24 protein-coding genes are annotated in these 23,773 nt (G+C 40.8%); 5 read left to right on the top strand and 19 right to left on the bottom strand.

The features are described from left to right. Positions 1-12 precede the first annotated feature (12 nt). From POV27_RS02000 to trmB, 16 genes are all read right to left on the bottom strand, one after another. The gene (locus tag POV27_RS02000) at positions 13-507 is read right to left on the bottom strand and encodes a DoxX family protein (RefSeq protein ID WP_272861059.1); all 495 of its coding nucleotides are present in this window, start codon (positions 505-507) and stop codon (positions 13-15) included. Between the two features lie 122 nt (positions 508-629). Beyond that, complete coding sequence (locus POV27_RS01995; protein ID WP_272861058.1) at positions 630-1,823, bottom strand: helix-turn-helix domain-containing protein; 1,194 nt, start codon at positions 1,821-1,823, stop codon at positions 630-632. Positions 1,824-1,906: 83 nt separating this feature from the next. Next, the gene (locus tag POV27_RS01990; protein WP_272861057.1) at positions 1,907-3,055 is read right to left on the bottom strand and encodes a tetratricopeptide repeat protein; all 1,149 of its coding nucleotides are present in this window, start codon (positions 3,053-3,055) and stop codon (positions 1,907-1,909) included. A 176-nt stretch (positions 3,056-3,231) separates the two neighbouring features. After that, complete coding sequence (locus tag POV27_RS01985) at positions 3,232-4,362, bottom strand: tetratricopeptide repeat protein (protein ID WP_272861056.1); 1,131 nt, start codon at positions 4,360-4,362, stop codon at positions 3,232-3,234. A gap of 54 nt (positions 4,363-4,416) precedes the next feature. Further along, positions 4,417-5,556 carry a tetratricopeptide repeat protein gene (locus tag POV27_RS01980; RefSeq protein ID WP_272861055.1) on the bottom strand — a complete coding sequence of 380 codons (1,140 nt, stop codon included), beginning with the start codon at positions 5,554-5,556 and terminating at the stop codon, positions 4,417-4,419. 26 nt (positions 5,557-5,582) lie between these two features. Next, the gene (locus POV27_RS01975; protein ID WP_272861054.1) at positions 5,583-6,710 is read right to left on the bottom strand and encodes a tetratricopeptide repeat protein; all 1,128 of its coding nucleotides are present in this window, start codon (positions 6,708-6,710) and stop codon (positions 5,583-5,585) included. Between the two features lie 57 nt (positions 6,711-6,767). Next, complete coding sequence (locus POV27_RS01970; RefSeq protein ID WP_272861053.1) at positions 6,768-7,097, bottom strand: 2Fe-2S iron-sulfur cluster-binding protein; 330 nt, start codon at positions 7,095-7,097, stop codon at positions 6,768-6,770. 13 nt (positions 7,098-7,110) lie between these two features. Further along, entirely contained in the window at positions 7,111-8,163 is a 1,053-nt protein-coding gene (locus POV27_RS01965) for an NAD(P)/FAD-dependent oxidoreductase (protein ID WP_272861052.1), read from the bottom strand. Between the two features lie 65 nt (positions 8,164-8,228). Next, the gene (locus tag POV27_RS01960) at positions 8,229-8,471 is read right to left on the bottom strand and encodes a NifU family protein (protein WP_272861051.1); all 243 of its coding nucleotides are present in this window, start codon (positions 8,469-8,471) and stop codon (positions 8,229-8,231) included. 1 nt (position 8,472) lies between these two features. After that, entirely contained in the window at positions 8,473-9,612 is a 1,140-nt protein-coding gene (locus POV27_RS01955; RefSeq protein ID WP_272861050.1) for an Mrp/NBP35 family ATP-binding protein, read from the bottom strand. Positions 9,613-9,788: 176 nt separating this feature from the next. Continuing rightward, positions 9,789-11,996, bottom strand: coding sequence for an autotransporter outer membrane beta-barrel domain-containing protein (locus POV27_RS01950; RefSeq protein ID WP_272861049.1), 2,208 nt, complete (start codon positions 11,994-11,996; stop codon positions 9,789-9,791). Positions 11,997-12,023: 27 nt separating this feature from the next. Next, positions 12,024-12,665: a hypothetical protein gene (locus tag POV27_RS01945; protein WP_272861048.1), complete on the bottom strand. Its 642-nt coding sequence runs from the start codon at positions 12,663-12,665 to the stop codon at positions 12,024-12,026. A gap of 8 nt (positions 12,666-12,673) precedes the next feature. Next, complete coding sequence (locus POV27_RS01940; protein ID WP_272861047.1) at positions 12,674-13,165, bottom strand: T9SS type A sorting domain-containing protein; 492 nt, start codon at positions 13,163-13,165, stop codon at positions 12,674-12,676. 83 nt (positions 13,166-13,248) lie between these two features. After that, complete coding sequence (locus POV27_RS01935; protein WP_272861046.1) at positions 13,249-13,578, bottom strand: MGMT family protein; 330 nt, start codon at positions 13,576-13,578, stop codon at positions 13,249-13,251. Further along, a complete protein-coding gene (locus POV27_RS01930) occupies positions 13,578-14,204 on the bottom strand; it encodes a lysine transporter LysE (protein ID WP_272861045.1) in 627 nt (208 codons plus the stop codon). The genes POV27_RS01935 and POV27_RS01930 overlap by 1 nt, the downstream gene beginning before the upstream one ends. Positions 14,205-14,235: 31 nt before the next feature. After that, positions 14,236-14,916, bottom strand: a complete 681-nt coding sequence (gene trmB / locus POV27_RS01925) for a tRNA (guanosine(46)-N7)-methyltransferase TrmB (protein WP_272861044.1) — start codon at positions 14,914-14,916, stop codon at positions 14,236-14,238. Between the two features lie 85 nt (positions 14,917-15,001). Here trmB and POV27_RS01920 point away from each other — a divergent pair, with 85 nt between their 5' ends. Next, positions 15,002-16,114 carry a glycosyltransferase gene (locus POV27_RS01920; RefSeq protein ID WP_272861043.1) on the top strand — a complete coding sequence of 371 codons (1,113 nt, stop codon included), beginning with the start codon at positions 15,002-15,004 and terminating at the stop codon, positions 16,112-16,114. Here the strand turns inward: POV27_RS01920 and POV27_RS01915 are convergent. Together POV27_RS01915 and POV27_RS01910 are read right to left on the bottom strand one after the other, a co-directional pair. Then, positions 16,067-17,110: a sensor histidine kinase gene (locus tag POV27_RS01915; RefSeq protein WP_272861042.1), complete on the bottom strand. Its 1,044-nt coding sequence runs from the start codon at positions 17,108-17,110 to the stop codon at positions 16,067-16,069. The two genes, POV27_RS01920 and POV27_RS01915, sit on opposite strands and share 48 nt — an antisense overlap. Beyond that, positions 17,110-17,793, bottom strand: a complete 684-nt coding sequence (locus POV27_RS01910; RefSeq protein ID WP_272861041.1) for a response regulator transcription factor — start codon at positions 17,791-17,793, stop codon at positions 17,110-17,112. The genes POV27_RS01915 and POV27_RS01910 overlap by 1 nt, the downstream gene beginning before the upstream one ends. 212 nt (positions 17,794-18,005) lie before the next feature. On the opposite strand from POV27_RS01910, the gene POV27_RS01905 reads away from it, so the two are divergent. The 4 genes from POV27_RS01905 (at position 18,006) to POV27_RS01890 (ending at position 22,328) form a co-directional block, all read left to right on the top strand. Then, on the top strand, positions 18,006-19,706 hold the full coding sequence (locus POV27_RS01905) for a T9SS type A sorting domain-containing protein (RefSeq protein WP_272861040.1): 1,701 nt from the start codon (positions 18,006-18,008) through the stop codon (positions 19,704-19,706). A gap of 93 nt (positions 19,707-19,799) precedes the next feature. Next, positions 19,800-20,777: a LuxE/PaaK family acyltransferase gene (locus POV27_RS01900; RefSeq protein WP_272861039.1), complete on the top strand. Its 978-nt coding sequence runs from the start codon at positions 19,800-19,802 to the stop codon at positions 20,775-20,777. Then, a complete protein-coding gene (locus tag POV27_RS01895; protein ID WP_272861038.1) occupies positions 20,774-21,805 on the top strand; it encodes a hypothetical protein in 1,032 nt (343 codons plus the stop codon). Before POV27_RS01900 ends, POV27_RS01895 begins: the two co-directional genes overlap by 4 nt. A 7-nt stretch (positions 21,806-21,812) precedes the next feature. Then, positions 21,813-22,328 (top strand): DUF350 domain-containing protein, encoded by a 516-nt coding sequence (locus POV27_RS01890; protein ID WP_272861037.1) that lies wholly within the window; start codon positions 21,813-21,815, stop codon positions 22,326-22,328. A gap of 125 nt (positions 22,329-22,453) precedes the next feature. Here the strand turns inward: POV27_RS01890 and tyrS are convergent, their stop codons facing one another. After that, entirely contained in the window at positions 22,454-23,749 is a 1,296-nt protein-coding gene (gene tyrS / locus POV27_RS01885; protein ID WP_272861036.1) for a tyrosine--tRNA ligase, read from the bottom strand. Positions 23,750-23,773: the final 24 nt, after the last annotated feature.

Genomic DNA, 23,773 nt, shown 5'->3' with positions numbered 1-23,773 from the left:
TTGTTTGATATATTAAGCATTGCGAGTGATATATTTTGAAATGAGATAATCTGCCCCAAATCGACCGGAGCCTAGGTACAGATGATAGATTGAGATCCAAAGGAATCCCATCGCTGGCAGCATGCCCCAAGTTCCTTCGCCCCATTTCTGAAAGATGATGGCAACGAGCATGGTACACATGATTAAAAAGGAGAAGATCCTAGTCTTAAGCCCGAAAGCCAAGAACAATCCTCCTACAGCTTCACTGAAAGCTCCCATCCATGCAAAAAACACGGGGAACATTTCGAAAAGGCCTCCATAGGCAGCGACATCTTTCGGAAACCAATCTACCACTTCGAAAAAAGAGAGGTTCTTATCCTGTGGTGTCCAAGGCATCCCAAATTTGCTGGCTCCAAAATCGATGGCCAATAGCATCCCACATATGAATCGAGCGAAAGCAAATGTTAAGTCGGCGATCCAGTGTTTCTGAAGCGTGGGTGCAATGATTTTATGAATTACTTTTTTCATCGTGTTTGTTTTTTTGGTTCGATGGTTCAAAATTGAAAAACAAGCACGACCTGTGCGCTTCAAATAGTATAGAGCCGTCTCAAATACGATTTGAGCCGTCCCAAAACATCATAAAATCGGCGTTATAGGGAGGAAAGGTATTGAGTAGGAGATTGTTCGGTGAGTTTTTTGAACACCCGGTTAAAAGTAGCTTTGGAATTGAATCCACATTCATAGGCTATTCCTAGAAGGGATAACTGTTCGTGTTTTCCTTCAGAAAGTTTTTCTTTGAAAGCTTCTACGCGATAGGCATTCACAAAGTCATTGAAGTTTTTATTGAACCCTACATTGATCACTTCCGAAAGTTCTGCCCTGTTCATAGAAAGTGCTTCGGATAAGTTCACCAGATTCAGTTCTGGATTGAGATAGGGTTTTTCATTCTGAAAATACTCCTCAATATTAATCACTTTTTCCTTCAAACTGGCAACCAACTCTTTTGGTTTTTCGGAAACACCCATTTCTTTTGAAAGCAGTGCTTTACTTCCATCGAATTGAAGGCCTTTCAACTTACCGGTATCGGTAAAGTATCCCTTTACGCCGATGTAGATAATCGCTAACGCATTAAAGAAGTGCAACCACCATTTCTGAGTCCAGCTCAACTCTGTTATCGCCAAATTTACTATGGTTTGTCCTATGTCGTACAAAAACAATAAGGCATAAATAAAAAGGAAATTCCGGATCCAGTTCAGTTCCAAACTATAGGCATTCGAAAAGAACTGCTGAATATTTTTCCTGTAGTGATAATAGAGTTGAAAAGTAAACGCTAAATACAACAGCATTTGTGAATAAAGGAGTACACTGTGGAACGGATCTAAATATTTCCACTGAAAGTTCACCACCAAGTAACCATTTTGCGTTTCAGAAAATCCGGGTTGTTGCGCATCGTAGATCAAGATAACCATCTTTAAAGCAAAGAAGATCATCCATGGAACAAAATGCCAAATGTCTTTTTTCTTGAATTTGAAATCGGAAACGGTAATACTCTTTACATAAAAATACAGGAGCGGAGCCAACACCAAGCCTAAGTTGATTAGATAGTAGTTTATTTTGGTATTTCGGTATGTATCGTACCAATCCATAAACCCAATGGTATATGTAGTGCGATGATAACAAGTAATGAGTAAAATAGAACCTAACAACAGGTCGGAAATATTCTTTTTAGACCCATACCTCACGAACAAAAGACCAGCAAACACCAATCCCTGAAGCACTAGTATGAGCAATGGGGTACTGTATAAATTGAAACTGGGGAATGTAAGTGGGAGTTGAACTAACATCCCTTAAATTTAAAAATTATTAGTGAGAGAGGTATTACGCAATGGAAGGAATAATATTCCTAATAGATGCTCACAGAAAATGATCATTCCTCATCTGGATCCTTCATGGCTGCCGCTTGAAATGCCGTCGTATTCGGGTTTTGGAGGTGCCATTCGCGTTGTTGAAGTTCCTGTTCTATCAATTTTTTCTGAATCTTGTGAATTTCCTTGGTCATACCAGAAATCTTTCGTTGTCTGAAAACCAATATAATCAACAACAGAACACCAAGGGCAACCAATACATAGATCATAGTTTGATAGGCCTTTTTCTGTGTTAATTGCTCCAGTTCTTCCTTCTGCTCCTCAATTTTGAAGTTGAGCTCCAAGTTTTCGATAGCCAATACGTTTTTGGCTTCATTGATACTATCTTGATAGACCGTCTTTAGATTAAAAAGCTGAACAGCTTCCTTGTAATTCCCTTCGGCCACATCGATTCTATACAGGAGATCCAGTGCCGTTGCTATAGCTTCAATATTTTGATCCCTCTTCGCAATTTCCAGTCCCTTTTCAGCCTCGAGCCTAGCTCCTTCAGCATCCCCTTCAGCAAAAAGTATCTTGCCATAAGGGGTATGTAAGGATGGAAACTCAACGTTAGCTTCCTTGGCAAGTTCTCGGGCTTTTTCGAAATTTTTCTTGGCAGAATCCATCATGCCTTCAATTTCCAGTTCCGTTTCGCCCAGATTGGCCAGATCCGCCATTGCACTTAAAGGGCTCCTACCCTTTTTAGTAAGAGTATATGACTTCTCATAAAATTCTTTTGCCTGCAAATAATCCTTTTTATGGTAGTTCACAGCCGCCATACTACTGTAAAGAATCCCTATATTAGTTGAGTCCTTTAACATCTCAAAATAACCCAGGGACTCCTCAAAATTCTCCAACGCTTTTTCATACTCCTCCATTCGCATATGAATACTTCCAAAATTGAAGTATACCCTTGCAATTAGGTTCGGATCCTTAATTCTTCTAGCAATGTCGTACGCTTTTTCGGTGTAGTAATAACAGCTATCGTAATGAAGTTGCCCTTGCCAAAAAGTGACCCCTATCCGCCAGTAGGAATAGGCTTTATCATATTCGGTTTTTGCATTTTTGGCAACGGTTCTAAGGCTGTCTATATTGGGCAATTGGCCAAATACAAACACGGGGAACAGAAGAAAATATGTAAATAAAAGGCGTTTCACGGTCATACTAATCATGAACAACCCCATAAATTATTGGGAATCAAATGGTCTACAACGCCGAAAGATAATTATATTATTTTTAACAAAAGAGTTTGGAAGCTAGCAAATAGCAACATCCCATATTCCCCGTACGATGTAATGGATAAATTAATTTATTGAAGACAAGGCCTATACCGCTGATAAACTACACTTTAATCCTTCTTTTTACCCAAGTCCTGATCTATCAATCTTCTTTGAATATTGTGGATTTTCTTGGTAATGCTGTCTATCTTACGTTGCCTGAATACCAATACGATCATAAGCAAAACCCCTAATCCTCCCAATATATAGATAATGGTTTGATAGGATCGCTCTTGCGATAGACTCTGTAATTTTTCCCGTTGCTCCTTGATGGTAAAACTGAGCTTCAAATTTTCTATAGCCATCGCATTCTTGGTTTCATTGATACTGTCCTTGTACTGGGACTTCAAATCGAACATGCGAATGGCTTCTTCGTAGTTTTGCGACTCCAATTCAATTTTATACAATAAATCTAAGGCTTCCGTTATCTCAGAAAAATCTCTTACATCTTTGGCTACCTCCAACCCAAAAAGCACCTCTTTCTTCGCCTCTTCTACATCGCCTTCCTCATACAATATCTTGCCATACGACACATAAATGGGTGGAATTTCATACTCCAGCCTTTTAGAAAGGCCTCGTGCGAATTCGAAATACGCTTTGGCAATAGGCATCCCTCCTTCGAGTTTCATCTCGGTTTGGGCCAAATTGGAATGATCTATTAAGATGCCAACAGAGTCAGCGATCTCTTTAGATAGATCAATGGCTATTTGATAATGTTCTTTGGCCTTTTCATAGTCTTTCTTATAGAAATAGGAACTTGCCAGGTTGCTATTAAATACGCTTTGCCGCTCCAGATTTCCCAATTGTTCGTATTGTTCTATAGCCTTACTGAAATTGGACACAGCTTTATCATAATCGTCTAGCTTCAGGTACAGATGCGCATAAGCGGCATATACTTTTCCCGAAATTTCGGGATCCAAGGTCTCTTTTACGATCTCATGTGCCTTTTCAATATAAAAATAGCTACTATCATATTGGTTGTAGGTATCTTCATATGCCTTTCCCAGACTCCAGTACAAGTCCGCTTTTTCATTGTCTGTTTTTGCCTTGGTTAAAAGCACTTTCAAACTATCCACATCGGTCCCTTGTGCCTGCAATGATGCCGACAAGGAAAAAGCAACCACAAAGAGCATCCTCTTAAAAACTACGTATACTTTTGAATTTCTAAGTCCTTTGAAGCTATTTGGGGATAAAAGGGACATAAGCTGCATGTATTAGTGTTTCACAAATGTAAGAACCATTTTAAGACTGTGGGATTATTCCTTTTCCGAATCCTCTATGCCCTGGGTTCCCATAGAAGAATTCGTTGAATTTTTGGGCTTCCATCCTGGTGTACTCCCTTCATGTTCGATTAGCTTTTGTTGAATACCATGAATTTGCTTTGCCATTTCCCGGATTTTCATCTGCCTAAAAAATAGCCCTAACAATAACAATACGGCCAAGAAGATAAGTGCGTAAATAATGGTATCGTACTTGCGTTTTTGAGATAAACGAAGGAGGGCCGCCTCTCCATCTGCAATCATGAAATTGAGCTTAAGATTTTCTATGCTTTTTTCGTTTTTGGCCAAACTTAAACTATCCTCGTAGACCATTTTTTCATTTAGGATCTCTATAGCTGCCTGCAAATTGTTCTTCTGGGTTTCAATATTATAAAGAAGATCTAAAGCCTCGACTGTAGTTAATGCCTCATTTCTTTCTTTGGACAACTGTAAACCTCTTTCCACTTCCTTTTGTGCTCCATCGATATCATTCTCCTGAAATAGGATTTTTCCGTACCCAATATAAAGGTTAGGATAGTAAAATCCCGTTTGTTCGGATAAATCCCTAGCACGTTCCATATACTCCTTAGCCTCCTTTAACCTTCCCCCTATCTCTAATTCAGTTTTCGATAAATTGGACAAACTTACCTGTAAACCAGTCTTATTATCTATTTGCCCATACAGATCGGAACACTTTAAATAATAGTTTCTTGCATTCTTAAAATCCTTCTTGTAATAGTACACACCGCCCATGGTGGTGTAGTCTGCAGCAATGTTAAAAGTATCTTTGAGTGATTTATCATACACCAGGGCCTTGGCCAAATTCTCCAACGCCATGTCGTATTGTTCCAGCATCATATAAATACCCCCGTAATTGAAATACGCTTTGGCATAGAGTGTAGTATCTTCAATTTCTTGCCCTATTTTAAAGGCCTTTTCATTGTAATAATAACTACTGTCATAATGAAGCTGGGTTTGCCAGTAGACCATAGAGATATTGCCGTAATGCTTTGCCTTTTCTTTTTTGGATTTGGTTTCTTTTGCAAGTACTCGCAAACTATCGATTCTGGAATGTTGTCCCAATGCACAGGCAGAAACAAGTAGAAAATAAAGAAGTATGTATTTACGAAGCGGCATTAGAACATCAATTAATATGCGAAATACTATAAATCCTGCTGTCTAGTAGCATCAAAGGATGTGGCATCTGGATTTTGAAGCTTCCATTCCCGTTTATTAAGCTCCTGCTCCACCAATCTTTTCTGGATAAGATGAATCTCTTTGGTCATCTTTACAATCTTTCGTTGACGGAATACCAATATCACCAACATTAAGACTCCAAAACATGCCAATATATATATAATGTTCTGATATTTCGTCTTTTGTATGATAATTTCCAATTCTTCTTTCTTCTCTTGCAATTCGAAATTGAGCTTTAATTTCTCAATTTCATTTTGCTCTTTGGCCGTGTTTAGACTATCGCTATAAATCCTGAATCGCTTCTCATGGGTATAGGCAGCTTCATAATTATTTAATTGCGAATAGATTTCGGAAAGTAACTGGCTAGATTCTGAAACATACCGAGTATGCTTATCTTCTTGGGCAATTTGAAGAGCCTTTTCTGCTTCGTCCCTAGCAGCCTCAACCTCCTGAAGTGCCAACAGCGTCCTACCATAAAAGAGGTGCACCGTAGACGGGTCGAATTCGGCAATTTTCAAAGTTTCAATGGCATGTTCTAAATTTTCCTTGGAACCTCGTAAATCTCCTTTCATGTACAGCGCTTCGCCTATATTCATATAATCGATCCCCAAACTATGGTAATCCTCCATTTCCTCAGCTACGGCTAGTGCTCTTCTATAGTATTGAATAGCAGTGTCATATTCCTCCAATTCGAAATAGCATCCACCAATATTATTGAGAACACCTCCTAAAGGTCTGTTCATTTCGAGCTTTTCAATGATTTCCCTCGACTTATTGTAATACGAAATAGCAGTGGTATAATCGTTGGTAGAATTGTGTATGACGCCCAGATTAAACAGCGCGTGGGCCTGCATATTTTCTAAATTGTATTCTTTGGCTAGTTTATAACTTCTTTCACTGTAGAAAAAAGCACTGTCGAAATATACCTGTCTATTATGATACTCCATTCCAATATCCAATAGTGCCTTAGCCCGCTCTTCAGAAGATTTCTTTTCTTTCAGTTGAAGCTTAAGACTATCGATACGGGAATTCTGTCCCCATAAGGGAGAAGTGATGCCTACCAGAAGCAGCAACAGGATAATTCGGGAGCCCATGAAAACTTAGTTAGCTAGTTCCCAAATATATAAATTTTAAGATTTGTAAGAAATATACTACTCTTCTGGGGCTAATTGGACCTGCAATCCGTTTAATTCTGGGTGAATATGAATTTGACACCCCAGCCGGCTATTGTCCTCCACATAGAAGGCCTCGGCCAGCATCGCTTCTTCGTCATCACTCTTCTCCGGGAGTTCATGATCGCTGGTTACGTAGCACTGACAGGATGCACACATAGCCATTCCGCCACAAATGCCTATGGTACCCTCTGGGGCCAATTCGTAGGAACGAACTACTTCCATCAGGTTCATATTCATGTCGGTTGGGGCTAAAACTTCATGAGTAACGCCTTCCCGATCGGTAATATGTAGGGTAATATCTTGCAAAATAGCGGGTATATTATTCTATGGCCTTAACTACAGCTTTTGGGGCTTCTTTCTTACTGCCATCGAATCCTTCAACACCTCCCACTGTGGTATATTTCATAACATAACGTCTATCGGGATGGATTCTTTGATAGGCGCTCTGGCACATTAAAGTAGCTTCATGAAAACCACAAAGTATGAGTTTCAGTTTTCCAGGATAGGTATTCACATCCCCAATGGCATAGATGCCAGGAATATTGGTCTGATAGTCCAAACTATTATCCACTTTTATAGCATTCTTTTCAATTTCCAATCCCCAATCGGCTATAGGACCTAACTTAGGAGCCAACCCAAATAAAGGAACGAAGTGATCGCATTCAATAGTAAAAGATTCATCCTCTTTCTTCACCAAAATTCCTTCAACTTTATCTTCCCCAATGATATCCTTTACCTCGGCAGGGGTAATTAAAGTAATCTTTCCAAGATCTTTCAGCTCTTGTACCTTTTCAACAGAATCCAAGGCTCCCCTAAATTCATTCCTTCTGTGGATAAGGGTTACTTCCGAGGCTACATTTGCTAGAAAAATACTCCAATCCAACGCGGAGTCTCCGCCTCCAGCGATAACCACTTTTTTGTCTCGATATATTTCTGGGTCCCTAATGATGTACTCTACTCCCTTATCTTCGTATTTTCCGATGGAAGCAATAGGGGGTTTTCTAGGTTCAAAACTGCCCAGTCCCCCGGCAATTGCCACAACGGGTGCTTGGTGCAAAGTTCCCTTATTGGTAGTAACAATAAAACTTCCATCTTCCTGTTTTTCGATGGTTTCTGCCCGTTCTCCCAGTGTAAATCCGGGTTGAAAAGGCTCAATTTGTTTCATCAGGTTATCTACCAAGTCTCCCGCTAGGATTTCGGGAAAGGCAGGAATATCATATATGGGTTTTTTGGGATAAATTTCGGCGCATTGTCCACCAGGTTGTGGTAACGCATCTATAAGGTGACACTTCAATTTTAAAAGTCCTGCTTCGAAAACAGTAAACAAACCGGTGGGGCCTGCCCCAATTATAAGAATATCGGTTTTTATCATACCAACGGGCGTATCATATTAGCAGCAAAAATAGCGGGATTGCAAAACACTAAACATGATCATTATCACACTTCAACATTGATCACTTGTTCCACTTGAGGTGCGTGTTTTTTGATGGTCATTTCCACCCCACTCTTTAGGGTCATTTGATTTACACTACAGCCCACGCATGCTCCCTGCAATTGTACCCTCACAATTTTTCCATCCTCAATGGAAAGTAGGGAAATATCTCCTCCATCACTCTGAAGGAAAGGACGTATCTCCTCCAGGGCAGTTTCTACTTTTTGGGTTAACTCGTCTTGACTCATACTATTTCTTTACGGCACTACAGCCTGCCATGGTTGTTATTTTAATCGCCTCCGTTGGGGGAAGATCTTCATTTCTTCGAACGGTTTCCTCCACTACCCTGCGTGTTACGGCCTCAAATGCCTGTTCGGTAGGTGTGGCGGTTTGCAAGGCAGCCGGATGTCCTACATCGCCTGCTTCACGAATACTTTGCACCAGTGGAATTTCACCTAGGAATGGGATTTCTAAATCTTCCGCAAGATTATGGGCTCCTTCCTTACCAAAGATATAATATTTGTTGTCTGGTAATTCGGCAGGAGTGAAATAAGACATATTTTCTATCACTCCTAATACTGGTACCTGAATGTTCTCTTGTTGAAACATAGCGACTCCCTTGCGGGCATCTGCCAAGGCCACAGTTTGTGGGGTACTCACAATAACGGCTCCGGTAATTGGGAGCGATTGCATGATGCTAAGGTGTATATCCCCAGTTCCCGGTGGCAAGTCGATCAACATAAAATCCAACTCGCCCCAAGCAGCATCGAAAATCAATTGATTAAGCGCTTTAGATGCCATAGGGCCTCTCCAAATAACGGCTTGGTTGGGCTTGGTGAAAAATCCGATGGAAAGAATCTTAACCCCATAGTTTTCTATGGGTTTCATCTTACTTTTTCCCCCTTCATTTACCGACAAGGGCCGTTCGTTAAACACATCGAACATAAGTGGCATACTGGGTCCGTAGATATCCGCATCCAACACTCCAACTTTAAAGCCCATTTTAGAAAGGGTCACTGCCAAATTCGCAGTCACAGTAGATTTTCCTACACCTCCCTTTCCAGAAGCTACAGCTACAATATTTTTAATCCCGGGGATCGGCTTCCCTTTGATCAGATTTGGGTTTTCTGGCTTTTGAGGCGTTTCTACCCTAATGTTTACCTTCACCTCTGCCTCTTGGGATATATGCTCTTTAATGGCATTCACAATATCTGCCTCGGCCCGCTTCTTTATGTGCATGGCTGGGGTAGTCATCTTTAAATCAACGATCACCTCATTAGCAAAGGTGATCACATTGGTCACTGCACCACTCTCTACCATGTTTTTGCCTTCTCCTGCCAGCGTAATGGTTTCTAAGGCCTTAAGTATTTCTTTTTTATTGAATTTCATCTAGTTGAAAATGCAATTATTTTTAACCGTCTTTAATTAGACTTATTCTAAATGCAAAGATACGGCGTAGTTTTGGTAATTTAAAAGGTATCTATTGAAATGATTTATGGTAGTATAAATAGAAAAAGCCCATCCAAAAAGGACGGACTCTTCATTAATATTTTATAAGAATCCCTTTAGTTCATGTCCAGAACGTCCATCTTGGATTCTAATTTCTTCATTCTTTCCGAAAGGTTTTCCAAAGATTTCATCTTTGCTTCCATTTGCTGAATTCGAGCTTCCTGTAGTTCTAAAATACGCACCCATTCTCCACTCTTTAGTCCTACTGAGACATTAATAAGTGATGCTTCTTCGGTTTGTGAGGAAGACCAAGCCTTTCCAATAACTCGTTTCAAATGTTCCAATCCTATAGCATTTGGAGCTACCGCAATCGCATAACCATCATTATTTCCTGAAGCGATAATGTAATCGCCCTTGTTTACTTTCCCTTTAACCAGCGCAGGTACTTGCCCCATAAAACCTACCTTCTCGTAAGCTTCTTTCTTACTTTCATTAGGCATATTACCCAGTACAATTGGAGCCATAGAAATGGTAAGTACGTGATCTACTCCTTCGGTATTTCTTGAAATTTTTCCACCTTTTACTCCAACAACTTCCCCAATTTTAAAATTTTCACTTGGGGTTTCCTTTTCCAACCATTCGGCATAATCTGCACCTGTAGAACCGTATACAACACCTCCTTGACCCGACATCCCTGTAGCGTCATAGCTTTCAATCCTTCCCGCTACATAATCATTCTGTCCGTAGAAAGTAATGAATTGGTTATCCGAATCCAGTTGCGGAGTATCTATCTGAATGGCAATACCGTCTGCACCGCCATTTCCAGTATTTTCGAACACTGCTATGTGGTCACCACTGTTGCCGCTTACTGTAAGCCCGTCGAGCGACAGGTTATTGTTAACTGTAAGCATTCCATCGATGATAACATCATCTCCGAAAAAGGCGTCTTTTACAACGTCCAAGGTACCTCCTAAATTCACAGGCGCCGAATTAATTACATTGATTTCATCTTCGAATACAGAACGGCCCATTACTCCTAGGGCACCACTTAAAAACACAGGGCTTCCATTGTTAACTTTCAAAGTGCCCTCAAGTGAAGTGGCTCCATTCACAGTAAACGATTGTGTAATGGTAGCTTTCCCAAACACATCCAGATTACCGCCGTATGTTCCTCCGTCTCCCACATTCAAGAAATTACCTACATCCAAACTTCCAGTGATGGCAGCATCGTCGTTTATGGCTGTAGCACCTTCTACGGTAAGTGTACCTAATAAATTACTTTCTTGATCTACAGTAATGCTTGTGCTGAAATTACCGGGTCCGCTTACATCAAGACTACCACCAACATCAACAGCTCCCAACACGCTCGAATCTCCCTCAATAACCGAGCTACCAATAATAAGTTGCTCGCCATTCACCCTCTGGTCCTGAAGAACAAGTTGGTCTCCTTCAATCCTGGAATCACCCACAACCGTTTGGCGTCCCCCGATGGATTGATTGCCTGCTACACCCTGACTTCCTACTACATTGGATCGTCCTCCGATAGTCTGATCTCCAGCGATGCGCATACCACTTTCACCATTAATATCTCCACCAATTATGGCTCCCGCTCCAACAGAAAGCGCTTGGTCAACAATTACACTTCTTTCTACTTCCAATCTTCCACTTAGGAAAGTTGCACTTTGATTGTTAATGTAGACATTCCCGTTAAGATCGGTACGTCCGTTTACGGTTAAGTCATCACCAGCCACAATATCTTCACCCACATTAAGATCTTCTGCTACGTTAAGATCTTCCCCTACATTGAGATCACCGTTCACATCCAAACCACTATTAATGATGGTTTGTCCTTCTATGATAAAGTCACTATTAAAGGTCGCAGTTCCTTGTACCGTTAAGTCTCCATCGGCAATGATATTTCTGTGATATGCTTGAGGAACAAAAGTGAGGCGCTCCAAGCTAAGAAATACAAAACCACGTCCTATATCCAACTCCACCCCTAAATTTCTTGGGGTTGCATCCCAATTAATTTCGTTGAAATTACTAATGGACGAAGAAGTTCCAGAACCTATGAAGACATTGACCATCCCATAAGGATCGGTTATCGTTTCAATAACTTCTTGGTACACTACCGAACCGTCTTCATTCAATATTGTGAAGCGCAAGGAAACCTCTGCTTCTGCCAGCACATTTCCATTGGCATCGGGTCCAGGAATTTGCTGGTCATCCGGATTAATAATGACCGCTTGATAATTGATTCCTTCGGTCTGTGCTTGAGCTACTATAGCAAAAGCGAATGCGATTATTGTGAGTAGTTTCTTCATCTTCATAACTAATTATCTTAAAAGAGCCTACTGAGAAGCCCCTTCTTTTATACTAAATATGAGACCCAATCCGAAATCCTGAGCGAAGTAGGTAAGTTCTCCTCCCGAAGCACTTTTTTCCAATTGGGTTCCTTGCCCATAACGATACTGTAGAAAGGCCGCCATGTATGAATTTATCCTATATTCGAAAGAAGCCGCTCCCCTCAAAAAGATGATGGGCGTGTCAAAATCTTCTCTTCCTTTTATGTCCAAAACTTCATTGTTGAGAACCCGGGTTCCTTGCATCAGAAATTCGGGAGCCACTGTGGCCCTAACATGAAAAGAGAAACGGTTCGCCTGAATAACTCTAATATCGATACCACCATATATGCTGGCATAGGTCGTTTCCCATTCAAAATAGGTGTTTTGGGTGTTATCACTTCCAATGGTTCCGTAGGTATGCAATCCCAATCCACCTATGAATTGTACTTGTTCCCCAAATAGTTTCCCTCGATATCCTAGATCGATATAGGTATGATTTGTAGAACGCAAGTTGTCCAACTCATCCGCAAAAACATCCCGAAAAGAAAAAGAAGTAATGGATTTACCCCCTTCAACAAATAATTCTTGTGCATTCAGTGCACAAGTGGAAATGGTAAAAAAACTTATGATTAAGTAAAATAATTTCATGCAGGATATTAATTTTTAATAAGTCGAGAAGTAAACTGTTTTCCTTGTGCAGCTATCACCAAGATATAGGTGCCAGCTGGCAAATGCGATAAATCGACAGAAAGTGCTTGTACGGGTTCGTATTCTTGGTAGAATATTTCCTTTCCGGAAACATCGAAAAGTTTTCCTTTAATAGTTCCTTGAACAGATTCTCCGAACTTTACGGTGACCGAAGTAACTACAGGATTGGGAAATACCACAGCTGAGAGTGGATTATCGCTTTGAGACACGGAAACCACCCTAATGGGAGGTTGCTGAAAGCCCTGTCGCACTCCATATTCGGAGCCTTGGGAACTTCCAATAATCCCGCCTTGTCCTATGCTCTGGGACACATACAGCTGGGACTCTCCATCTACTACGGTATAAGAGCCACCACTCATGCCCACATTGGTTCTCTGCGCTTGCTGCCCAAAGAGGGTCGCAACCATCATAAAACCAAGAAAACTAAACACATACTTCATTGCAGTAAGTTGTAGATTGGCTCCGCAATATAAAACCAATCGAGCAATAAAAAAATAAAGTTGAGATTAATAAGAGAATTATATTACAGCTCCTTACCGGGGTCCCAAAAAACAGTTTCGAAATTCTGTATGGCGTTCTCCTTCACTTCGATCCCTTCGCTCTCCAATAATTGCTGCATTAAGTTGGTTCCATCAAAATGGTGTTTTCCAGTAAGAAGTCCTTTTCTATTTACCACCCTATGGGCTGGAACATCGGGATGTTTTCCGGCTCCATTCATGGCCCAACCCACCATTCTAGCACTGCCCGCAGCTCCAATATAACGTGCAATGGCACCATAACTCGTTACCCTACCATAGGGGATTAAACGGGCCACATCATATACTTTATCGAAAAAGTTCTTCTCTTCGGCCATTAGATTGCATTCATGATTTTTATTAAGGTAATCACCGAAATAATAGCCGTAAGTAAACCTATGACATAGTTCATATTAAAATTGAACACGGGTGCTTCCTCTTTCCTTCGGAAGAATTGTGCATAGATCGCCAACATAACGAAAGTCCCAAGACCGGAAGCTATAACAGCCGACCACAATTCAATCTGCCCAAATGAGAACCAACCAAAGGCTCCAAATGTGATGCTTATATATACCCAATACGGTAAGGGCAATAGGTTAAGTGCAGCCAATAGCATTCCGTAAAAAAATCGGTTCGTTTTGGACTTTTTCACACTTTTGGGAACCTCCCTTCGGGTATCTTTGGCTATAAAGAAAAAGTAAATGGTAATGCACAAAAAGATCCCCAAAGCTACTTTCTGAAGAATATCAACCACTTCCGGATGCATATCCAAATACCTTGCAAAAAGCAGGGCAATGAACGTCTGAATGCACACTGTTATGCTCACACCAACAGAAAACAACAGCGCCACTTTTCGCCCTTGTTTCATACTAATCTTTGCCGCGGACATATTTAAAAGACCGGGAGGAATTACCCCTACTAACGCTGCAAGAAAGCCAATAAGGAAATTAGAAAGTATAGACATTCAGTTGGTTTGTACGGGTGAAGATACAGATTTATTTAGAACGCAGTTGAAATCTTATATAGGTTATTTTTTTGCCTTCCTCTAAGTATTGGGATTCATAAAAAGTCTGTATTGAGGTAACTTCTGGTGGCGAGCCTTCACTTCCATAAACATCGTGATGGGCGTATAAAATCTCTTCCTGCATCCCATGCAACAAACCTAATGTGTACCCATGCATGAATTCACTATCCGTTTTAAGATGGATGAAGCCACCGGGCTTTAGAATCTTTCGATAACGATCTAAAAAGGCGGTATTTGTAAGCCTGTGCTTGGTTCTTTTGTACTTAATCTGCGGATCGGGAAAGGTGATCCAAATTTCATCCACCTCATCCGAATCGAAGCAACCTTCAATAAGTTCAATTTGTGTTCTTAAAAAAGCAACATTTGTCAGGTTTTCCTCCAATGCGGTTTTGGCCCCTCTCCAAAAACGGGCCCCCTTTATATCTACACCTATGAAATTTTTCTCTGGATATCTTTTCGAAAGATTCACGGAATACTCCCCTTTTCCACAACCCAATTCCAGCACAATGGGCTGGTCATTTTCAAAAAAATCGGAATTCCATTTTCCCTTCAAAGAAAAGCTGCCATTCACCACCTCCTCACGGGTTGGCTGTAGCACATTTTTGAAAGTTTCATTCTCTTTAAACCGCTTGAGCTTATTCTTACTTCCCACAAATTTAATGGTTGATTAAAATTTCGGTAAAATTAAGGAAATATTAATGGGGTGTAAGAATCCTTACCTTTGTTTTTATTCAGAAATGAAAGAATTTAATGACAAGTTCCCTCATTTGAAAAAGAACAAGACCATATTGGTAGCTCCATTGCATTGGGGCCTGGGTCATGCGACCAGATGCATCCCCATTATCAAGGAATTGATGAAGGAAGGTTACGATGTACTCTTGGGTAGTGACGGAGCCGCGTTACTTATATTGAGAAAAGAATTCCCCAACCTACCTTTTGTAGAACTTCCCTCCTATGACATTACCTATCCAAAAAAGGGAGAATGGTTCAAGTTAAAGATGTTCCTCAAGCTACCCAGTATAAAAAAGGCCATGACCGCCGAAAAAAAGTTGGTAAAGCAACTCGTAGCCGATGGGAAGATTCAAGGAATCATTAGTGATAACAGAATGGGGATAAGGAATAAGAAAGTGCCTTCCGTATTTCTTACACATCAAATCAATGTACTTAGCGGAAATACGTCTTTCTTCAGTAGTAAAATGCATCAACGCATCATTAAGAAGTACCACGAATGTTGGGTGCCCGATGTAAAGGATTCCATTAACCTTACCGGAAAACTGGGGCACCCGAAACAGTTGAATTTTCCAGTGAAATATATAGGTCCACTAAGCCGTATGGAAAAGAAGGATTTGGATTTGAAATACGACGTATTGGTGTTATTATCTGGTCCCGAACCGCAACGAACCCTTCTGGAAGTAAAAATGATGGATGCTTTCCTCAATACCGATAAAAAAGTAATCTTGGTCCGTGGAGTGGTTCAAGAAGAAAACCAAGTGTATGTTAAAGACAATATTACCATCGTAAACTTCATGCAGAGCAGGGACTTGGAAAGATGCATTAACGAAAGTAAAATTGTTGTATCCAGATCGGGTTACACCACCATTATGGACTTGGCCGCCATGGAAAAGGAAGCCTTTTTTATTCCTACGCCCGGGCAATACGAACAGAAATACTTAGCAAAGCAATTAAAGCAAAAAGGGATCGTACCTTCCTGTAAACAAGAAAAATTCAGTCTAGATCAGTTAGGGAAGATTCCACTGTACAGCGGATTAAAATCCTTTAAGACCGAATTGGACTATGGAACATTATTTGGCCTTTTCGAGGGTGAAAGAGAATTCGGAACCTATTCCTGACTGACTTTCCACATAAATTTTTTCATCGTGGGCCTCAATCAGGTGTTTCACGATCGCCAGACCTAAACCACTTCCCCCTTCCTTTCGGGAACCACTTTTGTCGACACGGAAGAAACGTTCGAATAATCGGGGAATGTGCTCTTCGCTAATACCCTCACCATTGTCTGTGACACGAAGAATCACTTTATTTTTTATTAAGTCTTCGATGCTCACTTCGGTCGTACCGCCTTTTTTACCATACTTTATGGAGTTTTCCACGAGGTTCGTCAACACTTGCTGAATGCGCTCCCTGTCTGCATTCACCATAATGCTATCGTCATATTCAATATCGAAGGTGAGAGAAATCTCTTTTTTGTTCGCCTTAATTTCCAAGAGATCGAATACATTCTGTACCAATTCAATAATATTGAAATCTTCCCGTGAAAGCATAAGGTCCCCAACTTCTAACTTAGTAATCATATCCAAATCCTTCACGATATAGATAAGGCGCTCAACTCCTTTACTTGCCCTTTGCAGGTATTTTTTTCGAACGTTTTTATCCTTCATTGCACCATCCAAAAGGGTAAGAATATACCCTTGCACTGTGAACAAAGGCGTTTTAAGTTCATGTGAAACATTCCCCATGAATTCCTTACGATAGTTTTCCCTTACCTTAAGGGTTTCGATTTCCAATTTCTTGTTTTCGGCAAAGCGCTCCAGTTCTTTAGTAAGGGTTTCCATATCGGTAGTGATCTGCTTCCTGTCGAAGGTAGAAGCATCGAGCAAACGTACATCGTCATAAATACGTTTTACCCTTTTGTAGATAAACTTCTCTACCCGATACTGGATGATGAAAAAAGAGAATAGAAAACAGGCGACAACGAAAGGAATGAGTAACCACCAACTTACATCACCCAACAAGTAAAAAAAAACACCCAGAACGAGTGTTAAAAATACCGTTAGATAAGTCGAGGTATACCCTGCGAACTTATATGTTTTCTTAAAGCTTTTAGCCATTAAACAACAAACTTGTACCCTACTCCTTTTACGGTTTTAAATCGTTCGTCTCCGATTTTCTCCCGCAATTTACGAATATGTACATCAATTGTCCTACCGCCTACAACTACTTCATTCCCCCAAACACGATCTAAAATGTCTTCACGCTTAAAAACTTTACCGGGTTTTGAAGCCAAAAGCGCCAATAATTCGAATTCCTTTCTGGGAAGAATGATCTCTTCTTTCCCCTTTAGCACCTTGTATTCCTCACGGTTAATAACAAGATTTCCCAACTTCATGCTAGCGTCTTGCTCATCGGCTTCCTTAAATCTCCTAAGCAATGCTTTTACCTTGCTTACAAGAACTTTAGGCTTAATGGGTTTGGTAATGTAGTCATCGGCACCCGCTTCGAAGCCCGCCACTTGCGAATAATCCTCTCCTCTTGCTGTTAGAAAAGTAATAACAGTTTCGGATAGGTCTGGAATCGCTCTCAATTTTTCACAAGCTTCAATCCCATCCATTTCAGGCATCATAACATCCAGAATAATAAGGTGGGGCTTTTGCTTTTTGGCTTGCGAAATGGCCTCAATACCATTTTCTGCCGTGTAGATCTGGTATCCTTCGCTAGAAAGGTTGTACCCAATGATTTCTAAGATATCTGGTTCATCATCGACGAGTAAAATCTTAGTGTGTTTTTTCTTCATTTTTGGCAATTACTGATTAAAACGAGTTAAATATAACCCATTATCGAGCGTAACTTAACGGTGATACAACATATTAACGATTAAGTAACATTGAAGAAACAATTTAGGAAAAAAAAGTAAAAGAATATTATCCTATAGTAAAAGGTAGAATACCCTAGTAATTACCTAGGTATTATTTTTATCTTTGCAACACCAAATTAAAATTATAACTAATGAGAAGAATTACCCTTTTACTTGCCTTATTCTGTGCAAGTTTCACTTTCGCGCAAGCGGTAAAGATCAATGAAGTTGATGCCGACCAGACTTCTACGGACACCATGGAGTTCATCGAGCTATTGTCGCAAAACCCTAGCCAAAGTTTGGATGGCTATATCGTTGTCCTGTATAACGGAAACGGAGATACCAGCTACACCACAGTAGACCTTAATGGTTTTACAACCGATGCTAATGGATTTTTAATCATTGGTAGCGACGCAGTACCCGGTGTAGATATCGCTTTAGGAGCTGATAACACCATTCAAAATGGTGCAGATGCGATCGCCATTTACCAAGATAGTGCTGCCAACTTCCCTGACGGAACCCCTGTAACTTCTACTAACTTAATAGACGCAATCGTTTACGATACCAATGACAATGACGATCCTGAGCTTCTTGCTGGATTGGGACTAAGTGTTCAATACAACGAAGATGCCAACGGAAATAAAGACATCGAATCCATTCAAAGAGGAAGCGGTGATACTTTCTGCGTAGGAGCTCCCACTTTAAGAGCTGCTAACATTGACTGTGGTGCTGTTTGTGCACTAAATGTATTCGTAGTAGACGTAACCTGTGACGCCATTACATCTGGAACCGACACTTACACTACTACTCTAAACTTTGAAGGTGGTGGAACCGATACGTATACGATCACCTCAACCGAAGGGACTATCTCTGGAGACGATCCTTCTTCTCAAGCTACAGGTGAAATCATCATCTCTGGAGTGAATGAAGGTGTAGATTTCGATTACTCCGTTACCAGTACACTTTGTAACATTACAAATACCATCAACGCTCCCGACTGTGATCCTGGAACCGATGTTTCCGATATCGCTACGCTAAGAGGATCTGTAGAAGGAAATGTGTATACCTTAACGGGAGAAGCGATTTTGACTTTCCAACAGGACTTCAGAAACCAAAAGTTCATCGAGGACGCTACTGGAGCCATCCTAATCGATGATACAGCTGCCAACATTACAACTACCTATGCCATTGGTGACGGTATTTCTGGTCTTATCGGTACTTTGAGTTCTTTCAATGGAATGATGCAATTTGTTCCTGTTACCGATCCAGGAGCACCTACCAGTACAGGCAACACCGTTACTCCACAAGAAGTATCCATTACCGAGTTGAACAGTAATGCCGAAAATTACGAATCTGAATATGTAAGCATTAACCCAGCAGTTGACATTGGTGGAGCACCAAACCCATTCTGGGAAGTAGGAACTGTATACTCCTTGACCAACGGAGACGGAAGCTTTAATTTCCGTACGTCTTTCTTCGATGCGAACTACATTGGGCAAGACATCCCAACAAATGCTGTATTCATTGCAGGTATCATTACTGAAAGAGCCGATGACGGAGGATACTACATCACTGCTCGTGATAACAATGATGCTTCTACTACATTGGGAATTGGGGATAACGACAACAATGCTTTCGTTTTATACCCGAATCCAGCACAAACACAAATCAACATTGTTTCTCAATTAAGCGGAGAGAAGACTGTGGCCATTTTCGATATTTCTGGAAAGAAAGTAATCGATCAAACAATGAGCAACGACACCTTGGACATTTCTCAATTAACTAGCGGAATGTACATCGTAAAAATTGCTCAAGAAAGTGCTACTTCTACCAAGAAGTTGATTGTGAGATAATCGAATCACATACTTTTTTGAAAAAGCTTCTGTTTCCCGCAGAAGCTTTTTTTATGGTTATTTTTGTGTGATCGTCCAATAAGGCATCCCGTAATGCTAGAGAAAAACATATTCGAAATTCAATCCCCAAGCACCTTCGAAGCAACCGCTTTGGAAGTTTTTCGATGGCAATACGAACAGGTACCCGTGTACCGAAAATTCTGCGACCTTTTGCATACAGATCCAATCGAGGTAACTTCCGTAGAAAAAATACCTTTTCTGCCTATTTCCTTTTTTAAGACACATGACGTTATTGCCAGTGGAATGCCATCTCAAATTTCTTTTGCCAGCAGTGGTACCACAGGACAACAAACCAGCACCCACAAAGTGGTCAAAACCCAAATCTACGAACACAGTTTCCTGAATGGTTTTGAAATGCGCTACGGAAATCCAGGTGAATGGGCTATTTTGGCGTTGCTACCTTCCTATTTGGAACGTGAAGGCTCCTCCCTAATTTATATGGTAGATGCCCTCATTAAGAAAAGCAAACACCCCGAAAGCAATTTCTACTTATACGATCACGATGCTTTGGCCCAAACAATTCATGCCTTAGAAGCAAAAGGGCAAAAAACATTACTGATTGGAGTATCGTTCGCGTTGCTCGATCTTTTGGAAACCCATCAATTTCAATTAAAACATACGGTGGTTATGGAAACTGGTGGAATGAAGGGAAGACGAAAAGAAATGATTCGGGAAGAGTTACATGAACACCTACGCCAAGGGTTTGGTGTGCCTCATATACACAGCGAATACGGCATGACCGAATTACTCTCGCAAGCATACTCTAATGGCAAAGGTCTTTTCTTTTGCCCACCTTGGATGGATGTACTTACCCGCGATCCTGAAGACGCACTTTCTTGGGTCCATGGAAAAACGGGAGGCTTGAATATAATCGATCTGGCGAACCTGTTTTCCTGTTCCTTTATTGCGACTCAAGATTTGGGGAAGAAACATGCCGATGGAAGTTTCGAAATTTTAGGTAGATTTGACAATAGCGACATTCGTGGCTGCAACCTGATGGTATCTTTATGAATTCACCCAAGCAAAAAAGCAATGGCTGCCTATGGATTTTCCTTTTTGGAATTCTTAGTCTGTTTGGTTGGATCTTTATAGAAATCGTTTTTAAAATTCCGAGTCGTGCTTCCGGTATCCTTGCGCTTGTCTTAGCAGGATTCCTAACTTACAAATGGATTGGGAGGCCTACGATTAAGGGTATCCTTGTCAATCTCATTATCCTTAGCCTTCTGGTTTTTGGCTTCAAGTTTCTGGGAGGTGTTTTTCTGGACACCCTAAAAATGGATTTTGAAGAAACCAATTTCAAAAAAGAAGAAGGAGTAGTGCTCAGTTCCATTGTTGAAGATTTGGACACCGTAACGGTCTATTCTAGCCATAGGATTTGGAGAGATAACTACGGAAATGATTACGTAGGAGATTTTATGGTGCGGGAAAGTGATTTTAATTACTTAAGGAACCATTTACAAACGTATAAGCCGAAGGCAAGTGGGAATTTTTGGGGAGATTTGTATGAATATATCGATCAGAAAGACGGTCCTTATTTGGACTTGGTCATCAATACCTTTCAACAGATCCATACCGACAGGCGACTCAATCAAATGGAATTCGCCGAAATGGTGGTAAGCTGCATTCAGGATATTCCCTATTCCTTCATTTTTCAGGATGAATGCTTGGAGGCCAATCTATACGAACATTCCATTCGGAGAATATTGGAAGATTGCCCAGAGTGCTGCATGGGGAATGTGCCGTTTGGCATTCAGAATCCGGTGGCATTTCTTCAAAATCTGAAGGGAGACTGCGATACACGTACCGTGCTTATTTATTCCATTTTAAAGCACTTCGATTACGATGTAGCCATATTGAACAGTTCGCATTACCGACACTCCATTTTGGGAATCAACTTACCTGCTACAGGTCTAAACAAGGTATATAGAGGAAAAAAATATGTGGTTTGGGAAACCACTGCAAAATATTATGAAGCGGGCACCCTCCCGTCTAATTTCAACGACATATCCTATTGGGATGTGGTTTTAACCAGCAAATAACAAAACGATGAACGAAAAACTATTTACCCTAGCACTTTTCGAAATTATCCTGGCCATTTTGGTTTCAGTAGTCATTATTTATATTTCGTACAGCATATTGCACCGGTTGTTCTTTAAGAACATAGACCTTAAGGGTGGCAATGCAGCATTTACGGTATTCACCTCAGGAATTGTACTTTCCATAGGCCTTATCTTAAGTGAAATCATCCCTTCCATTACCAATATGGTCCGTTTATCGACCACGCAAACCGATGCGATAGATGTAGGCACCATTGTTCAGTATGGAGGGCTTTATTTGCTTATCGGATTTTTGGCAGCGGTCATTATCAATGCTTCCGTATTCTTCCTGTTTTCTATCCTAACGCGAGGAATTAACGAATTTCAAGCCATTAAAGACGACAATATGTCCGTGTCTATTTTGGTAGTGGCAACCTTGTTGAGTATTACCTTAATCGTAAAGGACAGCATCGCATTGCTCATTAGCTCGATCATCCCCTATCCGGAAGTTTCAAATTTTTTGTAGGGTGGTGTAAGGAATAAAAATAAACTGCGACTTAACCAGTGTTATGAAAAAGGGATGTTAAGATCCTTCATAATTGGTTGGTTAGTTAGTTTGGAAACCCCTTGTGCTTGCAAGGGGTTTTCTTTTTATCCTACTTTAATAACGAAATAGTTCTTCTTACCTCGTTGAAGTAATATGAAAGTATCATTGATAAGATCATTGGAGGTCAACTTATAACCCTCTCCTACCTTTTCTTTGTTTACAGAAATGGAATTCTCCTTCAAAGCGCGGCGCGCTTCTCCATTCGATTTTAAGAACCCTGTTTTTTCGGCCAAGGCACCGATGACATCCAATCCATCTTCCAATTCAGAAAGGGATAGTTCAGCTTGGGGAACGCCTTCAAAAACATCAAGGAATGTTTCAGAATCCAATGACTTTAGGTCTTCACTTGTTGACTTTCCGAAGAGAATTTCAGAAGCTTTAAGAGCATTGTTATAGTTTTCTTCTCCATGCACCGTAATGGTCACCTCTTTGGCCAATCGTTTCTGAAGCAATCGCATATGCGGCGCTTCTTTGTGCTCTTCGACCAAGCTTGTTATGGTAGCTTCATCCAAAAAGGTGAAAATCTTGATATATTTTTCGGCATCTTCGTCGCTGGAATTCAACCAGTATTGATAGAACTTATAGGGAGAAGTTCGTTTTGCGTCCAACCAAACATTGCCCCCTTCACTCTTCCCGAACTTGCTACCATCACTTTTGGTAATTAATGGACAGGTTAAGGCATATCCTTTTCCGCCACCAATACGGCGAATCAATTCGGTTCCTGTGGTGATATTACCCCATTGGTCGCTTCCTCCAAACTGAAGGGTACAACTTTCTTTTTTGTATAAGTGAAGGAAATCGTATCCCTGCACCAATTGGTAGGTAAATTCGGTAAAAGACATTCCTTCAGAACCTTCGTTGGAGATTCTATTCTTTACCGAATCCTTCGCCATCATGTAATTTACGGTAATGTGTTTTCCCACATCCCTAATGAAATCCAAGAAACTGAACTCCTTCATCCAATCGTAATTGTTTACCATCACCGCTTCATTATCCGCTCCCGAGGTAAAATCCAAAAACTGGGAAAGTTGTGTTCGCACACACTCCTGATTGTGCCGTAGGGTTGCTTCATCCAACAAATTGCGCTCTGCCGATTTTCCAGAAGGATCTCCAATCATTCCTGTAGCCCCTCCAACCAAAGCAATGGGCTTATGCCCGCATCGCTGAAAATGGGCCAACAGCATAATAGGAACCAAATTCCCAATATGTAAGGAATCGGCCGTTGGGTCAAATCCTACATAGGCAGCTCGCATGGCTTCATTAAGGTGGTCTTCGGTATCGGGCATGACATCATGAATCATCCCTCTCCAAGTAAGTTCTTCTACAAAGTTTTTCGGCATCTCATTTACAATTTGCGCAAAGAT

It is taken from the genome of Aureisphaera galaxeae (assembly GCF_028561275.1).
GTDB classification, from domain to species: domain Bacteria; phylum Bacteroidota; class Bacteroidia; order Flavobacteriales; family Flavobacteriaceae; genus Aureisphaera; species Aureisphaera galaxeae.
Note: the sequence above shows the minus strand (reverse complement) of the source record. Positions and strands in the feature narration are given on the sequence as shown.

Excerpts from the sequence above, each read along its gene's own strand:
- POV27_RS01900 (WP_272861039.1), top strand. The coding sequence starts at position 19,800 with ATGCTAGAGAAAAACATATTCGAAATTCAATCCCCAAGCACCTTCGAA.
- POV27_RS01940 (WP_272861047.1), bottom strand. The coding sequence starts at position 13,165 with ATGAAGTATGTGTTTAGTTTTCTTGGTTTTATGATGGTTGCGACCCTC.
- POV27_RS01980 (WP_272861055.1), bottom strand. The coding sequence starts at position 5,556 with ATGCCGCTTCGTAAATACATACTTCTTTATTTTCTACTTGTTTCTGCC.
- POV27_RS01945 (WP_272861048.1), bottom strand. The coding sequence starts at position 12,665 with ATGAAATTATTTTACTTAATCATAAGTTTTTTTACCATTTCCACTTGT.
- POV27_RS01895 (WP_272861038.1), top strand. The coding sequence starts at position 20,774 with ATGAATTCACCCAAGCAAAAAAGCAATGGCTGCCTATGGATTTTCCTT.
- POV27_RS01975 (WP_272861054.1), bottom strand. The coding sequence starts at position 6,710 with ATGGGCTCCCGAATTATCCTGTTGCTGCTTCTGGTAGGCATCACTTCT.
- POV27_RS01960 (WP_272861051.1), bottom strand. The coding sequence starts at position 8,471 with ATGAGTCAAGACGAGTTAACCCAAAAAGTAGAAACTGCCCTGGAGGAG.
- POV27_RS01930 (WP_272861045.1), bottom strand. The coding sequence starts at position 14,204 with ATGTCTATACTTTCTAATTTCCTTATTGGCTTTCTTGCAGCGTTAGTA.
- POV27_RS01915 (WP_272861042.1), bottom strand. The coding sequence starts at position 17,110 with ATGGCTAAAAGCTTTAAGAAAACATATAAGTTCGCAGGGTATACCTCG.
- POV27_RS01990 (WP_272861057.1), bottom strand. The coding sequence starts at position 3,055 with ATGATTAGTATGACCGTGAAACGCCTTTTATTTACATATTTTCTTCTG.
- POV27_RS01950 (WP_272861049.1), bottom strand. The coding sequence starts at position 11,996 with ATGAAGAAACTACTCACAATAATCGCATTCGCTTTTGCTATAGTAGCT.
- POV27_RS01905 (WP_272861040.1), top strand. The coding sequence starts at position 18,006 with ATGAGAAGAATTACCCTTTTACTTGCCTTATTCTGTGCAAGTTTCACT.
- POV27_RS01935 (WP_272861046.1), bottom strand. The coding sequence starts at position 13,578 with ATGGCCGAAGAGAAGAACTTTTTCGATAAAGTATATGATGTGGCCCGT.
- POV27_RS01985 (WP_272861056.1), bottom strand. The coding sequence starts at position 4,362 with ATGTCCCTTTTATCCCCAAATAGCTTCAAAGGACTTAGAAATTCAAAA.
- POV27_RS01965 (WP_272861052.1), bottom strand. The coding sequence starts at position 8,163 with ATGATAAAAACCGATATTCTTATAATTGGGGCAGGCCCCACCGGTTTG.
- POV27_RS01890 (WP_272861037.1), top strand. The coding sequence starts at position 21,813 with ATGAACGAAAAACTATTTACCCTAGCACTTTTCGAAATTATCCTGGCC.
- POV27_RS01920 (WP_272861043.1), top strand. The coding sequence starts at position 15,002 with ATGAAAGAATTTAATGACAAGTTCCCTCATTTGAAAAAGAACAAGACC.
- POV27_RS01995 (WP_272861058.1), bottom strand. The coding sequence starts at position 1,823 with ATGTTAGTTCAACTCCCACTTACATTCCCCAGTTTCAATTTATACAGT.
- POV27_RS01910 (WP_272861041.1), bottom strand. The coding sequence starts at position 17,793 with ATGAAGAAAAAACACACTAAGATTTTACTCGTCGATGATGAACCAGAT.
- tyrS (WP_272861036.1), bottom strand. The coding sequence starts at position 23,749 with ATGCCGAAAAACTTTGTAGAAGAACTTACTTGGAGAGGGATGATTCAT.
- POV27_RS01955 (WP_272861050.1), bottom strand. The coding sequence starts at position 9,612 with ATGAAATTCAATAAAAAAGAAATACTTAAGGCCTTAGAAACCATTACG.
- POV27_RS02000 (WP_272861059.1), bottom strand. The coding sequence starts at position 507 with ATGAAAAAAGTAATTCATAAAATCATTGCACCCACGCTTCAGAAACAC.